The 14,308-nt window shown below is 73.1% G+C and carries 15 protein-coding genes; 7 read left to right on the top strand and 8 right to left on the bottom strand.

Going from position 1 to position 14,308, the window contains the following annotated elements:
• Window positions 1-8 precede the first annotated feature (8 nt).
• The 4 genes from IPK37_01985 (at window position 9) to sodN (ending at window position 2,443) form a co-directional block, all read left to right on the top strand.
• Window positions 9-317 carry a peptidase S24 gene (locus IPK37_01985; protein QQS02610.1) on the top strand — a complete coding sequence of 103 codons (309 nt, stop codon included), beginning with the start codon at window positions 9-11 and terminating at the stop codon, window positions 315-317.
• A gap of 184 nt (window positions 318-501) precedes the next feature.
• On the top strand, window positions 502-1,083 hold the full coding sequence (locus IPK37_01990; protein ID QQS01271.1) for a TMEM165/GDT1 family protein: 582 nt from the start codon (window positions 502-504) through the stop codon (window positions 1,081-1,083).
• 191 nt (window positions 1,084-1,274) lie between these two features.
• Complete coding sequence (locus IPK37_01995) at window positions 1,275-1,883, top strand: glycoside hydrolase family 73 protein (protein QQS01272.1); 609 nt, start codon at window positions 1,275-1,277, stop codon at window positions 1,881-1,883.
• Between the two features lie 161 nt (window positions 1,884-2,044).
• Complete coding sequence (gene sodN, locus IPK37_02000; protein ID QQS01273.1) at window positions 2,045-2,443, top strand: superoxide dismutase, Ni; 399 nt, start codon at window positions 2,045-2,047, stop codon at window positions 2,441-2,443.
• Between the two features lie 79 nt (window positions 2,444-2,522).
• Here sodN and IPK37_02005 read toward each other — a convergent pair whose 3' ends face one another.
• The 6 genes from IPK37_02005 to IPK37_02030 all read right to left on the bottom strand — a co-directional run bounded on the left by IPK37_02005 (window position 2,523) and on the right by IPK37_02030 (window position 9,035).
• The gene (locus IPK37_02005) at window positions 2,523-3,191 is read right to left on the bottom strand and encodes an MOSC domain-containing protein (protein ID QQS02611.1); all 669 of its coding nucleotides are present in this window, start codon (window positions 3,189-3,191) and stop codon (window positions 2,523-2,525) included.
• 62 nt (window positions 3,192-3,253) lie between these two features.
• Window positions 3,254-3,847: an N-acetyltransferase gene (locus IPK37_02010; protein QQS01274.1), complete on the bottom strand. Its 594-nt coding sequence runs from the start codon at window positions 3,845-3,847 to the stop codon at window positions 3,254-3,256.
• Window positions 3,848-3,869: 22 nt separating this feature from the next.
• Entirely contained in the window at window positions 3,870-5,057 is a 1,188-nt protein-coding gene (locus IPK37_02015; GenBank protein ID QQS01275.1) for a glycosyltransferase family 4 protein, read from the bottom strand.
• Window positions 5,054-6,076 (bottom strand): glycosyltransferase family 2 protein, encoded by a 1,023-nt coding sequence (locus IPK37_02020; GenBank protein ID QQS01276.1) that lies wholly within the window; start codon window positions 6,074-6,076, stop codon window positions 5,054-5,056. Before IPK37_02020 ends, IPK37_02015 begins: the two co-directional genes overlap by 4 nt.
• Window positions 6,073-7,566 carry an LCP family protein gene (locus IPK37_02025; GenBank protein ID QQS02612.1) on the bottom strand — a complete coding sequence of 498 codons (1,494 nt, stop codon included), beginning with the start codon at window positions 7,564-7,566 and terminating at the stop codon, window positions 6,073-6,075. The genes IPK37_02020 and IPK37_02025 overlap by 4 nt, the downstream gene beginning before the upstream one ends.
• A 305-nt stretch (window positions 7,567-7,871) precedes the next feature.
• Window positions 7,872-9,035, bottom strand: coding sequence for an acyl-CoA dehydrogenase family protein (locus tag IPK37_02030; GenBank protein ID QQS01277.1), 1,164 nt, complete (start codon window positions 9,033-9,035; stop codon window positions 7,872-7,874).
• A 130-nt stretch (window positions 9,036-9,165) separates the two neighbouring features.
• Here IPK37_02030 and IPK37_02035 point away from each other — a divergent pair, with 130 nt between their 5' ends.
• Window positions 9,166-9,891 carry an FMN-binding negative transcriptional regulator gene (locus IPK37_02035; protein ID QQS01278.1) on the top strand — a complete coding sequence of 242 codons (726 nt, stop codon included), beginning with the start codon at window positions 9,166-9,168 and terminating at the stop codon, window positions 9,889-9,891.
• Between the two features lie 54 nt (window positions 9,892-9,945).
• Here IPK37_02035 and IPK37_02040 read toward each other — a convergent pair whose 3' ends face one another.
• The gene (locus IPK37_02040) at window positions 9,946-10,509 is read right to left on the bottom strand and encodes an ACT domain-containing protein (protein ID QQS01279.1); all 564 of its coding nucleotides are present in this window, start codon (window positions 10,507-10,509) and stop codon (window positions 9,946-9,948) included.
• Window positions 10,510-10,514: 5 nt separating this feature from the next.
• A complete protein-coding gene (locus IPK37_02045; protein ID QQS01280.1) occupies window positions 10,515-11,624 on the bottom strand; it encodes a TIGR03560 family F420-dependent LLM class oxidoreductase in 1,110 nt (369 codons plus the stop codon).
• A gap of 303 nt (window positions 11,625-11,927) precedes the next feature.
• On the opposite strand from IPK37_02045, the gene IPK37_02050 reads away from it, so the two are divergent.
• Both IPK37_02050 and IPK37_02055 read left to right on the top strand, forming a co-directional pair.
• Window positions 11,928-12,269, top strand: a complete 342-nt coding sequence (locus IPK37_02050; protein ID QQS01281.1) for a hypothetical protein — start codon at window positions 11,928-11,930, stop codon at window positions 12,267-12,269.
• A 130-nt stretch (window positions 12,270-12,399) separates the two neighbouring features.
• Window positions 12,400-14,160 carry a choline/carnitine O-acyltransferase gene (locus tag IPK37_02055; protein ID QQS01282.1) on the top strand — a complete coding sequence of 587 codons (1,761 nt, stop codon included), beginning with the start codon at window positions 12,400-12,402 and terminating at the stop codon, window positions 14,158-14,160.
• Window positions 14,161-14,308: the final 148 nt, after the last annotated feature.

Genomic DNA, 14,308 nt, shown 5'->3' on the forward strand with positions numbered 1-14,308 from the left:
GGCGCTCGATGCTGCCCACGCTATCCGAGGGCGACCGGCTGCTCGTGGCGTACGGCGCCCGCCCACGACCGGGCCGCCTCGTGCTGTGCGACCTGCCACCCGACGCCGATGGTTCGCCGCGTCCCGTGTCCGTCAAGCGCCTCACCGGCGCTGCCGAGCACCTCGGGCTGCCCGGACCCGGGTGGTGGGTGGAGCGTGACAACCCGGCCGAGGGCGTCGATTCCTGGCTGGTGGGGGCGCTGCCCCCCGCCGCGATCCGAGCGGTCGTGCTGGGGCGCCTCCCCCGCGGGATACGATGGGGCCGCGAAAGGGAGTAGTCCTTCGCGCCCGCGTCGACATGCTGGCCCCGAGCACGCGCTCGGCCCGGTGCGGGCGGTCGCCGTACGTCGTGTCGGGCTCGGCCCGGACGTGCGGGCGGCGGACGAGACTTTCGGCCGTGTCCCGCATCGTCCCCGGGCCGCCGCCGAGTCTTGCCCGGTCGGCCGCCCATGAGAGGCCCTCATGTCCGCTTTCCTGCTCGCCACCGCGGTGATCTTCGTCGCGGAGCTCGGCGACAAAAGCCAACTCATGGCGATGACCTTTGCCGCCCGCTACCGGGCCCGCGACGTCCTGCTCGGCATCACCGTAGCGACGGCCCTCGTCCATCTGGCGTCCGTCGGCATCGGATCGGCGGTCGGCACGGCCTTCGCCGACCGGCAGTGGATCGTCTCGATCGTCGCCGGCGTCGCGTTCCTCCTCTTCGCGGCGTGGACGCTGCGGGGTGACGAGCTGACCGAAGCGGAGGCGGAGAAGGCCCGCAGCAACAGCCGCGCCGCGCTGGTGGCCGTGGGCGTGGCGTTCTTCCTGGCGGAGTTGGGCGACAAGACGATGCTGGCGACCATCACGCTCGCCACCAAGGAGGAGTGGTTCGGCACCTGGGTCGGCAGCACCCTCGGGATGGTCGCCGCCGACGCGCTCGCGATCGGGGTCGGCGCCGTGCTCGGGCGGCGCCTGCCCGATCGCGCCATCAAGATCGGGGCGGCGGTGGCCTTCGTGGCGTTCGGCCTGCTGCTCATCGCCGAGGGGCTGGGATGGCTCGGGTGAGCAACGGTTCAAACGGATCCCGTCGTCCGTTCGGCTCAGCCGGGCGCGGCTTCACCGCCTGAGGGGCCCACGGCACTGTCGTTGTGGCTCTCTCGGGGGTGCGGCGGGAAGTCTTACGCCCGGGAGTGGGCGCCTCGACGACTCGGGGCCAACGGACGCCCACCCCGACCTGACGACCCAAGGAGCTTGTCATGCACGATGCTCGACGCTGGACGCGGTATGCCGCTAGCACCCTCGCGGCGGTCGCTACCTTCGCCGTGGCAGGGCCGATCGGCGCCGCCGCCGCCAGTCCCGTGGCAGCGGGCTACCAGCCGGCGCGCGCCGTCGCCGGGCAGAGCAGCCAGCAGGCGTTCATCGCGCGGATCGCCCCGGCGGCCCAGCAAACGCAACGCAGCAGCGGGATCCCCGCCTCCGTCATCATCGCCCAGGCGATCCTGGAGTCCGGGTGGGGCCAGACCTCGCTGACCCGCAACAACAACAATTACTTCGGCATCAAGTGCTGGGGTGGCGCCGGGCTCGGCAGCGGTTGCGTGGACTACGCGACGAAGGAGCACCGCCAGGGCAAGGCCATCGCCTCGCTGGAGACCTTCCGCAGCTACCCGAATGCGGCCGCCTCGTTCGCGGACTACGCCCGGTTCCTCCGGGGGAACTCCCGCTACCGCAACGCCTTCCGCTACACGGGCCAGCCGGATCAGTTCGTCCGCGAGGTGGCGCGGGCCGGCTACGCCACCGACCCGGCCTACGCGGCCAAGGTGATCCGCCTCATGAAGACGTACAACCTCTACCGCTACGACCGCTGACTGTCCGGGGCGTCACCCGCGTCGCTCGCGTCGCAGCAGATCAGGCCCACTATCGCGAACCCTTGGCGATAGTGGGCCTGGCGCGTTCTCCGGTCGATTCCGGGCGGGCGGATGGGTAGGTTGGACCGCGTACGGCAAACCGTGCCCCGAAGGGAGACACCATGTTCCGCCTGTTCGCCCCCACCGTCGAGGTCAGCGCCCACTGCGACCTCCCCTGTGGCGTGTATGACCCCGCCCAGGCCCGCATCGAGGCCGAGTCGGTCAAGGCGATCTGCCAGAAGGTCGCGGACAACAAGGACCCCGACTTCCGCGTCCGCGCGACGCTCATCAAGGAGCAGCGCAGCCACCTGGTCAAGGAGCACCTGTGGGTGCTGTGGACCGACTACTTCAAGCCCCCGCACTTCGAGAAGTACCCGCAGCTGCACACGCTGTTCAACGAGGCCACCAAGCTCGCCGGCGCCACGGGCACCAAGGGTGAGTTCGACGTCGCCAAGGCCGACCAGCTGCTGGCCAAGATCGACGAGATCGACAAGATTTTCAAGGAGACCAAGCAGGCCTGAGGGCTCCGGCTGGAACTCAGCTCACGACGTACGGCGGCGGCCGGTGCACCTGACGGGTGCGCCGGCCGCCGTCGCGTCCTCAGCCGATGCGATAGGTCTGCCCCGCCCGTCCCATCTCCCGCGCCTCGTCGGACAGCTCGACGCCGGCGGCGAGCACGTCGGGCCACCGGTCGGGTTCGCTGGTCATGGCCCGGTAGACGTCGCAGACGCGCACGCCGTGGTCTGGTCGATCCGTCACGATGATCGCCGCGGCGGCTCGCAGCGGCCCCGGTTCCAGCACCGCGAGATAGGCGCCGCTCAATCCGCTCCGGTCGAAGGTCCGCAGCCAGCCCCGGGCGCCGATCCACGCGCGGAAGTTGCCGCACGGGATGCGCGGACCGCGGACGGCGAGGAGGGGCCCGTCGGGACCGATGCGCCAGCGCTCGCCGATGAGCGCGCCGCTGACGTCGAGCCCGGCGGTGGTGAGGTTCTCGCCGAAGGATCCGTTGGCGAGGTCGCGCCCGAGCAGGCCGGCGAAGTGGTCCAGTTCCTCGCGCGCGTAGGCGTAGACGGCCTGGTCGTCGCCGCCGTGGTGGCGCCGGGAGACGACGGTGTCGCCGACCAGCCCGCTGCCTAATCCGGTCCGTCGGTCGCCGGGCGCCCGCGCCCATACCTCACCGGCGGCGGGGCTCTTGACGATGCCGGTGCTGGCCGTGCGCGGTCCCTGACCCACGGTGGTCGGCGCGGTGGCCACGTTGACGGTGAGCACCCGCGGATCCCCGCGGTAGGAGACCGCCACGCGACCCACGCGAGACCCCGCGGGCGGCTCGGTCACGGCATCGGGGTCAGCGTGTCGTGGTCCTCGCGGTAAGTGCGGCCGGTGCGGGGGCACTGGTACATGTTGCCGCCCATGCTGACCAGCGGGAGCCCGGCCTCGCCCACCCAGCGGACGCGGCGCGCGGGGTTGCCGGCCACCAGCGCGTAGGCCGGCACGTCGTGGATGACCACGGAGCCGGCGGCGATGAGCGCCCAGGCGCCGATGTGCAGCGGGGCGACGCAGACGCACCGGGCCCCGACGGAGGCGCCGTCCGCGACGACGACGCCGACGTGGTCCCAGTCGTCCCCGGTCTTGAGGGTGCCGTCGGCGTTGATGGCGCGCGGGTAGTGGTCGTTCGTGAAGATCGCGGCGGGACCGACGAAGACGCCGTTGCCGAGCTTGGCGGGCTCGTAGACCAGGGCGTAGTTCTGGACCTTGCAGTTGTCGCCCATGACCACGCCGGTGCCGACGTACGCCCCCCGCCCGACGATGCAGTTCTCGCCGAGGACGGCGCCCTCACGGACCTGGGCGAGATGCCAGATGGAACTCCCGTCGCCGATCGTCGCGGTGTCGGCGACGTCTGCGCTGTCGATGATGCGGACGGCCATCGTGGTCTCCTTCGTGGGGAAGTCAGGCGCTGTCGGGGGGACGGGAGGTGCGGGCGGCGGCGGGGTCGGAGCCGGGATCGGCCAGCTCCAGCATGGCATCCGCGAGCTCCTCGTACGGCGTGCGCCGCCGCGTGACCTGCGCCGCTTCCGCCTGCAACCGGTCGCGGAGGGCATCGAACGCAGCAGGGTCGGCGGCCCAGTCGCGCAGCACCCGCGCCACCTCCTCCGCCACCGCATCATCGGCACCGCCGGCCACGACGGCGCCGGCGTCGGCGGCGCGCACCAGCTCCGCCGATCGGGGCAGATCGGTGGTGATGACCGGCAGTCCGCAGGCCAGGTATTCGTAGAGCTTGCTCGGGACGGCGTCGCGGAAGGCGGGCGTCGCGGTGAGCAGCAGCAACCCCGCCCACGCGCCCGCGCCCCAGCGCCAGGCCTCGGCGGGGGGCTGGCGACCGTGCAGCCGGACCCGCGCCGCGAGGCCGCTGTCTGCAGCAAGCACCGCCTCCAGGCGGGGCGCGTCACTAGGCGCGACGGGGCCGACCAGGTCAAGGTGCCAGCCGGGCGCCCGGCGTACGGCTTCGACCATCGCGAACAGGCCCCGCGACGCGCGCAGGTCACCGATGTAGAGCGCGCGCGGCGCGTCCGCGCGGGGACCGGGCGGCGGCAGCATCGAGGTGTCGGGCAGGTTGCGCACCACGAGTCGACGCGGCGCGGCGGCGGGCGGGACGTGCTCGTCGGCGACGACGACGAGGTCGGCGCCGCGGAAGACGCGCAGGCCCAGGCCGACCAGGAGACGCCCGAGCAGGCCCGGCACGCCGCCGAACCGGCGCGCCCAGCCGCGGTCGCCCAGCAGCGCCGCGTAGTCCTCGTGGACGTCGACGACCACCCGCCGGCCCCGAGCGCGGCCGATCAGGCAGGCGGTGAGGCCCGAGTCGGGGTCCAGCGCGAGGAGCACTCGCCCGCGGGCGAGCAGCGGCAGGCGCACCGCGAGCGCGGCCCGCGCCGCCATGCCCGGCCGGGCCCAGGTGCGGGCCGCAACGCCCGCGGGGGCGTCCGCGGCGTCGCCCAGGCCGAGCACCTCGACGGTGAGTCTGCGCGCGCGCAGGGCCGCCACCTCGCGGTGCAGCCGCGCGTCCGCGACGTTGTGGCCGCTCGTGAGCACGCTCACGTCCACGCGCGCGGTCAGTGGCCGCGCGTCGGCCCGGCTCATCGTGCGACCGTCCGGCGGCGCAGGGACCGCGGGCTGGTGAGGAAGCCGATCCCCCAGGACCAGTGCATCACCGCGAGAACCAGCGGCAGCGCGGCCCGTGTCCGGGGGGCTTCGTCCCGACCCACCGCGAGGCCGCCGGCGGTGACCCCGGCGGCGTACAGGGCCGGTACGGCGAGCGCGGCGCGGGCCCAGGGCAGGCGCCACCCGGCCACCCCGACCGCGGTGGCCGCCGTGGTGGCGATCACCATGGTCGGCGGGGCGAGGTAGCGCAGGTTGATCGTGGCGTGCCTGGCGGCAACGACCCGCCGCCACCGGCCGTACTCGAAGTACTGCCGCGCCAGGGCGGGTACGTCCGGCCTTGGCCGGTAGGTGACCCGCAGGTCCGGGGTGAACCACACCAGGCAGCCGGCCGCGCGCAGCCGGTGGTTGAGCTCCCAGTCCTGGGCCCGGGTGAAGTGGGGGTCGTATCCCCCGGCGGCGAGCAGGGTCTCGCGGCGGAACACCCCGAGGTAGACGGTGTCGGCGGGGCCGGCGCCGCCGCCGACGTGGAACCGGGCGCTGCCGACCCCGAGCCGGGACTTCATCGCGGCGGCCACCGCGCGCTCGAACGGGGTGATGCCTTGGGCGTCCATGATGCCGCCCACGTTGACGGCCCCCGTGGCGGCCAGCGCGGTGACCGCGGTGCGCAGGTACTCCTCACTGAGCTCGGCGTGCCCGTCGACGCGCACGATGACGTCGTGCCGGGCGGCGGCGAGGGCGGCGTTGAGCGCGTCGGGGGTACGGCCGCTGGGGTTGGCGACGACGCGGATCCGCGGGTCGGCCGCCGCGAGCCCGTCGGCGAGGCGTTGTGTCGCGTCTCGGGACGGTCCCACCGCCAGCACCACCTCGAGCGGGCCGGGGTAGGCCTGGGCGAGCACGCGCTCCACGGCGTCGGCGAGATGCCGCTCCTCGTTGAGGATCGGCATCACCACGCTGATGCTCGGCCAGGACGGGGCCGGACCGCTCGTCGGGTCGCTCATGGCACCTGGCAGATCGCGGACTCGTCGGCGGGCGTCGCCGGCGCGCTCGGCTCGCCGCGGCTGGAGTCCTGCGCGCCTCCCCCGGCCCGTCCCTGGCCGCCGTCGTCTCCGTCCGAGGGGTCGGCGGCGGCGCTGGTGGTGCTGCGGTTCGCGCCGGGCTGCGGGGTCGGAGCGCGCCCGGTCGTGGGTGCGCTCGGCGCCCCCGCCGGGGTAGCGATCGTTCGGGCCACGGTGTCGCGGATCACGGCAGGATCGTAATCCCAGGGGTTGATGAGGGGTGGCGTGAAGTTCACGCTGCGCATGGGCTGGGAGCGCGACTTCACGACGAGCTCGGCCAGGCCGCCCAGGTCGCTCTGCGGCACGTCGGTGTGGATGGTGTCCTGCCCGGCGGCCGCCAGCTCGCGGAACTTGAGGATGACTGTCTGCGGGTCCACCTGCTTGGTCACGGCGTGCAGCACGCATTTCTGCCGGGCCATCCGCTCGTAGTTCGTCGACCCCTCCCGAGACCGCGCGTACCAGAGGGCGTTCTCCCCGTTGAGGTGAAGCCGGCCCGGCTCGATGTAGTAGTGGATCGGGGAGCTGCCGCCGCCGACCGGCACCCGGGTATGCGTGATGAGATCGATGCCGCCGACCGCGTCGATCATGGTCTGGAAGCCGGCCAGGTCGACGAGCGCGGTGTACTGGATGTCCAGCCCCGACAGCGCCTCGACCGCCTCTTTGGTCGCCAGGGCACCCGGGTCCCGGGTGTCCGGCGGGAACTGGTCCTTGTGCTCGGTGGCCCACATGTACAGGCCGTTGAGCAGGCATTCGTCGCCGCAGTTCCAGCCCTGCGGCATGAGGCGGGCCATGGTCGAGCCGGGGCGGAAGTTGATGTTCTCGGTGTCGCGGGCGAAGCCGAACGTGACCGTGCTGCCGGTGTCGGCATCGATGCTGGCCAGCATGATCGTGTCGGGCCGCGTGCCGAGCCGGTCGGCACCGGAGTCGCCGCCGAGCAAGAGGATGTTGTAGCGGCCGTGCGACGGCGGCTGGCTCACCCCGGCACCGAACACCGAGCGCAGCACGCTCCCGCCGGCGTACAGGGAATTCGCGGCCCAGCCGAGCGGTCCGGCGGTGAGCGCCATCCCCAGCACGGTGAGCAGCAGGACGCCCCGCCGGGTGCGGACCGGCAGGGACTTCAGCCGGGCCAGGCGGGCCGTATCGACGAACGCCACGAGCCACACCACCGCGAGGAGCACGCACAGCGCGGCGAGCCCCCACAGCACCCACGTCCGGGTCGCGAACCCCAGCAACCAGTTGCGCTTGACCAGTCCCAGGACGACGGCCGTCACGACGACGGCCACGCCCGCGAACCACACCCGCAGCCCGAACCGGCCCAGCGGCTTGTTCCCCGCGACGACCTGCGCGGACCCGGGCATCAGGTAGGTCAGGCCCACGAGGGTCAAGGCGCGCCGCCGCCGCAGCCGCGGGCTCAGCGCCTCCGGGTCGGCCAGGATGCGCCGCCCGCGCTGCCGAGGGCTGCCGTCGCGGTCGCGGTCGACATCGCCATCGCGACCGCGCTCGTTGCCCTGGAGATAGGGGTCGCGGGCAGGGGGCATCCCGGGTTGCCGAGTCATGATGTCCCCAGTATCAAGGTCATTGCTGGCCAAACCCTGGAGATGGCGGGGCGATTCGCCCACTGCGGCGTGACCGTCGACACGCCTCGACCGCCACGGCTGCCACTCCACCGCGACGCACGCCGTACGCCGCGCGACCCGACGTACGGCGTAGCTGACAGGCCGACGGCCTCGTCAGCGCGTCACTTCAACAGCTGGCGCGCCATCACGATGCGCTGGATCTGGTTGGTGCCCTCGTAGATCTGGGTGATCTTCGCGTCGCGCATCATGCGCTCGACCGGGTGGTCCTCCACGAAGCCCGCGCCACCCAGAAGCTGTACGGCGTCCACGGTGACCTTCATCGCCACGTCGGCGGCGAAGCACTTGGCCGCCGCGCCGAAGAACGGCAGGTCGGGGTCGTTGCGCTCGGACTTGGCCGCTGCGACGTACACCATCTGCCGCGCCGCCTCCAGCTCCATCGCCATGTCGGCGAGCATGAACTGCAGCCCCTGGAACTCCGCGATGGCCTTGCCGAACTGCTTGCGCTCCTTGACATACCCCAGGGCGTAGTCGAGCGCGCCCTGGGCGATGCCGACGGCCTGGGCACCGATGGTCACGCGGGTGTGGTCGAGCGTGCGCAGGGCGATCTTGAGGCCCTCACCCTCGCCGCCGATCATGCGGTCGCCGGGGATGCGGCAGTTGTCGAAGTGCAGCTCCCGGGTCGGCGAACCCTTGATGCCGAGCTTGCGCTCCTTGGCCCCGAAGCCGAAACCGGGGTCGGACTTCTCGACGACGAACGCGGACACGTTCGCGCCGCGGCGGCCGTCGGGGTCGGTGACGGCGAGCACCGTGTAGAACTCCGACTCCCCCGCATTGGTGATCCAGCTCTTCTGGCCGTTGAGGATCCAGTCGTCGCCGTCCCGCCGAGCGCGGCACTTCATGCCGGCGGTGTCCGAGCCGGCCTCCCGCTCGGACAGGCCGTAGCTGAACATGGCCTCGCCGCGCGCCATCGGCGGCAGGTACTTGCGCTTGATGTCCTCGTTCGCCGCGAGGATTACCGGCATCGAGCCCAGCTTGTTCACCGCCGGGATCAGCGAGGACGAGGCGCAGCAGCGCGCCACCTCCTCGATGACGATGCACGTCGCGAGGGCGTCCGCACCGACCCCGCCGTACTCCTCCGGCACGTGCGGCGCATGGAAGTCGGCGCGGCGCAGCGCATCGTACGCGTGCTGCGGGAAGGTGGCGGTCTTGTCCACCTCGGTGGCGTACGGCGCGATCTGCTCCTCGGCGATCTCGCGGATCGCGTGGCGCAGCTCCTCGTGGTCCTCGGAGGTCTTGAACAGGTCGAAGTCAGGGTTTCCAGCCATAACCGCATCCTCCCCCCGCGGCGGCCCCCGCGGGGAGCCCGCAAGTAGCTTGATGTCGAGAGTGTGACCAACGTGACCTCTCGACCACCCCGGGGCGGGCGCAGGGCCCGGCCGCGCCATACTGGCGGCCATGTACGTCCCCGGACACTTCGCCCTCGCCACGCCCGACTGCCTCGCCATCCTGCGTCAGCTGGGGGCGGCGGACCTGGTCACCGTGCACGAGGACGGCCCGGACGCGACGTACCTGCCGTTGGCGTACGTCGGGAGCGAGGAGAGGCTGCCCGGCGGCGGGCAGCCCGGCCCCCTCGGGTCGCTCGTCGGACATGTCGCCCGCAACAACCCGCAGGCCACCCGCACCCCCATCGCGCTGGCGCTGGTGATCGCGCACGCGGGGGATCACTACGTCTCGCCGATGGATCTGCCGAGCCGCGCCGAGCACGGCAAGATCGTGCCGACCTGGGACTACGTCACCGTGCACGCGTACGGCGAGCTGGTCCGCCACGACGATCCCGAGTGGATCCTGGCCAGCATGCGCGACCTCACCCAGCGGCACGAGGAGCAGTGGGCGGGCAACGAGGCGCCGACGTGGTCGGTCGACGACCCGCCGGCGGAGTTCGTGGAGCGCATGGTGCGCGCCGTGATCGGGCTGGAGCTGCGCGTCACGCGGGTCGTCGGCAAGGCCAAGATGAGCCAGAACAAGGCCCCGACCGACGTCGAGGGCCAGATCGCGGCGCTGGAGGCACGGGGCATGGCCGAGCTCGCCGCGTTCAAACGGGAGATCTCGCTGCCGGCGGCGCTCCGCCGCCGCGAACTCCTCGCCGACGTCGGCCGCCGCCACCGCGAACGCCAGGGCTGAACTCGGCGGGCGCCACGCGGCGCCACGGCGAAGTCAGCGGCGACGCAGCCAGGCTCAGTCCGTGGCCACCGCGATGTCGACGAGGATCTCGTCGGCCAGCCGCTCCAGGTCGGCGCGCACCGCGTCCAGGTCCGCGCCGGCCGGCAGGGGCGCGCGCAGCCGGGCCTCGAACAGCCGGCCCCCGGCCATCGGCGCCTCCCGGGTGGCCGTCGCCAGCTCGGCGATGCTCAGGCCGTGCTGCGCGAACACCCCCGAGATCTCGCGCACGATGCCCGGCCGATCGTTGCCGATCAGCTCCAAGGACACCGTGGACCCGCCCTCCTCCGACGCACCGGCGGCCCCCGACGTACCGGTGCGAACCGGGCCGCCGCCGGCCCGACCCTCCTGGCCGGCGTGCACGGCGATCTCGAGCATCCCCGCGAGCGGCCGCAGGGCGGCCGTGAGCTCCTCGGCGCGCTCGTCGGCCACGGTGACCACGACGATCCCGGCGAACTTGCCCGCCAGCTCCGCGAGGTGGCTGCCCTCCCAGTTGCCGCCCCCGTCCGAGACGACCTTGGCGAGGGCGTTGACGAGGCCGGTCTGGTCGTCGCCGATGACCGTGAGCACGAGGGTCGCCATAGCAGTCACCGCCCGCCGAACAGGTGGTGCCGGCCGTGGTGCCCGATCCCGCCGTCGTGCTGACCGCGCTCGTGGGCGGCGCCCGGATGGGTCCCTGCGCCGTGCAGCTCGGGGATCACGGCCCGCTCGAACAGCTCCAGGCCGCTGACGTCGTACGCGGCCTCGGCGAAGTAACAGATCGCGTACGTCATGCCCTGCGCCCGCAGCCCGTGCAGCGTCTCGATGATCTGCTCCACGGTCCCGACCAGCGGTTGCCGCATCAGGCTGTCGGTGCTCTCCAGGGCCTTGGCCTCGGGGACGCCGGCCGACAGCAGGTGCTCGCGGTACCAGTCGAGCCGCGCCCGCACCTCCGCCTCGTCCCGCCCGATGACGACGTTGTAGTTGGCGCTGCGCACGATCTCGTCGTAGTCGCGGCCCACGACCCGACAGTGTTCGGCGAGGATCTCGCTCTTGTGCCCGAACGCCTCGGGGGTGCCGTCGAAGTTGGTGTAGTCGGCGTACTCCGCCGCCAGCCGCAGCGTCTTCTTCTCCCCGCCACCCGCGATCCACATCGGGATCCCGTTGCGCGGCGAGCCGGCCACGGACGTGCCCTGCAGCGGCCGCGGGTGCACCAGCGCGCCGTCGACCTGGTAGTACCTGCCGTCGAGGGTCGCCGAGCCCGTGGTCCAGGCCTGCCGGAAGATCTCGACCCCCTCACGCAGCGCCCCGAGCCGATCGGCGATCCCCGGGAAGCCGTAGCCGTAAGCGCGCCACTCGTGCTCGTACCAGCCCGCCCCGATGCCCATCTCCAGCCGTCCCTCGGAGATGACGTCGACGGTGGCGGCGACCTTCGCAAGGTACGCCGGGGGCCGGTACGCCATGCACGTGCACATCTGCCCCAGCCGCACCCGCCCGGTGACCGCGGCCAGCGCGCTCATCAGCGACCACGCCTCGTGGGTGGCCTCCTCGCTCGGCACCGGCACGGTGTGGAAGTGGTCGTAGACCCACACGCTGGTCCAGTCGTCGCTGGAGTCGGCGCGCCGGGCCAGGCCGGCCATCACGCCCCAGTGCTGGAGCGGGTCGATGCCCACCAGATCCATCCGCCAACCCTGCGGAATGAACAGTCCGAACCGCATCCTGGCCTCCTGGGCTCGCTCAGCGTCGCTCCGTCGTTCTCGTCCCTCTCGTCGCTCGCGACGCGCGGACGGCGACGGGATGCAGCGGTACGTCGAACGCGCCGCCGTACCAGCGACCTTACCCGGCCGAACCCGGCGCCGGACCGCCGTCTGAGTCGGCCCAGAACCGGCCCGGGACCGGACGAGAACCGACCCGGGACCGGTTGGGGACTGGCCTGGGACAGGCCAGCGACCAGCCTCGGACGGCGACGAATCGCCGTGTGGCTGTTCGATGCTCGGCCGATCCCATGCGATCCTGCGAGTATGTCGGAAGAATTCCGGGCGGCGACCGCCCAGGAGCTGGCGCTCCTGGAGTACCTGGTGCGCGCGCCGGGCGTGCCCACCGAGGCGCTCCTGCCGCAACTCACGGGCCTGCAGGCGCGGCCGGACTGCGCGTGCGGCTGCCCGACGGTGGCGCTGCGCCCTGCGGACGACGTTCAGGCCGCCGACGCGGCCAGCCTGGAGATCACGGCGGGCTGCCCGGGCGGCATCATCGTGCTGTTCGTCCGCGCGGGCCGTGTGGCCAGCCTGGAGCTGACCTGCCTCGACGCGGTGATGACCGAGTGGCCGGCGCTCGGCGTGGTCACGCCCCCCAGCGCCACCTGACGGCTCGCGCGCCGACGCTGCCCCTGCCCCTGCCCGCCTCGCGGGCACATCGTCGACCTCCCCGGCCCCCGCCGCTGCGCCGGGATGCTAGAGAGTTCTCGACGATCGATGCTGGCTGGGAGGACCGCCGATGAAGCCGCTGCCCGTTCCACCCCTCGAGCAGACCCTGGAGGCCTACCTACGCACGGTCGCCGTCCTTCAGGACGAGCCCGAGCGGGCGCTCACCCGCGCGGCGGTGGCCGAGTTCCGCGATGGCGCCGGACCCGCGTGCCAGGCCGAGCTGGAGCGGTACGCCGCGCAGGAGCACCGGGCGGGCACGAGCTGGCTGTGGGACGCCTGGCTGGTCGGGTACCACTCCACCCGCGGCCCGCTGCCGCTGGTCAGCAACGTCGCCTTCCAGATCGCGATGGCCGCGGGCTCGCCGGGGGTGCGCCGGGCGGCCCGGATCGTGCGCGCGTTCGCCGCGGCGTACCTGCGGGAGCTGCGCGGCGAGGCGCCCGCCGAGACGAGCCTGCGCGGGGATCCGCTGGATCGCCAGCAGTGGTTGCCGGTGCGCGGCGGCATCCGGGATCCCCGGCCGGGCGCGGACGCCTTCCTGGCCGGGTCCGCGGATCCGGCCAGCCGCGAGGTCGTCGTTCTGTGTGGAGGAAGGGCCTACGCGGTTCCGGTGAGCGACGCCGCCGGGCACCCGGTCCCGGTCGCCGCCGTGGAGAACGCCCTGGCCGGGATCCGCGCGGGCGACGCCGAGCCCGCGCCGGAAGCCCGCGTGCCCTTCGGGGCGCCCGGCTACCTGGACGCGGAGGGCGCGGCCCGGCTCCTGGAAGACCTGACCCGCCGGCCGGGCAACGCCGCGACCTACGCGCGGCTGGCCGCGGCGCTCTTCGTCGTCACCCTCGTCCCCGACGCCGCGGCGGTGGCCGCGCACCTGGAGACCGCGACGTACGCCGTGGGCCGGGCCTGGCCGTTCAAGCCCCTCACCCTGCAGGTCGGCCTGGCCGACGAGTTCACCGGCATCCACCTCGAACACAGCATGCTGGACGGGGCCACCGTGGGCGCGCTCATCGCGCGTGCGCAGGTCGAGCTGGCGGGCGACGAGGCCGAAGACCGGGGCGCCGGCACCGGTCCCGTCGAGGGCGTCGACAGCCCGGAAGCGCTCGCGTGGGAGCTGACGCCGGCGGAGGAAGCGGGCCTGGTGCAGGCGCTCACGACGTACGACGAGCAGGCCCGCCGCCTGCGATTCCGCATCGTCCCCACGACCCTCGGCCCGGTGCCCGCGGTGCCGTTCCGGCTCAGCCACGACGCGGGCTGCCAGCTGGTGCTGGCGTACGCGCAGCTGCGCGCCTACGGGCGGCTGCGCAGCACGTACGAGTCCGTGGACATGCGCGAATTCCAGGGGGGCCGCACCGAGTGCCTGCGGCCGAACACCCCGGCGATGGCCGACTGCGCGCGGGCGATGGTGGCGGGTACGGCGACGCCCGAGCACCTGGCCGCCGCCCTCGCGGCCCACCGGGACCAGGTCAAACGCTGCAAGGCCGGGCAGGGCATCGACCGGCACCTGCTGGGGCTGGACCTGATGGCGCGACGGCTCGGCCTGGAGAACCCGCTGGTGGCGGACCCCGGCTATCGGCTGCTCACCACGGACTTCTTGTCGACGACGTCGCTCGGCGACCAGGCGACGATCATCCGCGCCGCGTTCCACCCGACCAGCGCCGGCGGGATCGGGGTCTACTACGTGCCCCTGCCGACCGCCGACGGGCAGGTCTACGAGTTCTGCCTCAACTGGGACGAGCGCGACCGTCCGGACATCGACGCCTTCGAGGCCGCCCTGCGCGAGGGCACCACCGCGCTGGCGGATCTCCTGCAACGCGCCGCGCAGCAGGGCTCCTCCTGAGTCCGTGCGAGCAGGTCTGCCCCCTGGTCGCCCATGGCGCGACTGCCGCCCCATTTCCCTTACTGGCGCCCGTCTTCAAGGGGGGCGCCAGTGGGGGAAATAGGGCGCCAGTGCGGGCGTCGGTGGCGCCAGTGCAGGAGGTCGGCGG

The sequence above is a fragment of the Austwickia sp. genome (assembly GCA_016699675.1).
In the GTDB taxonomy this organism is placed as follows: domain Bacteria; phylum Actinomycetota; class Actinomycetes; order Actinomycetales; family Dermatophilaceae; genus Austwickia.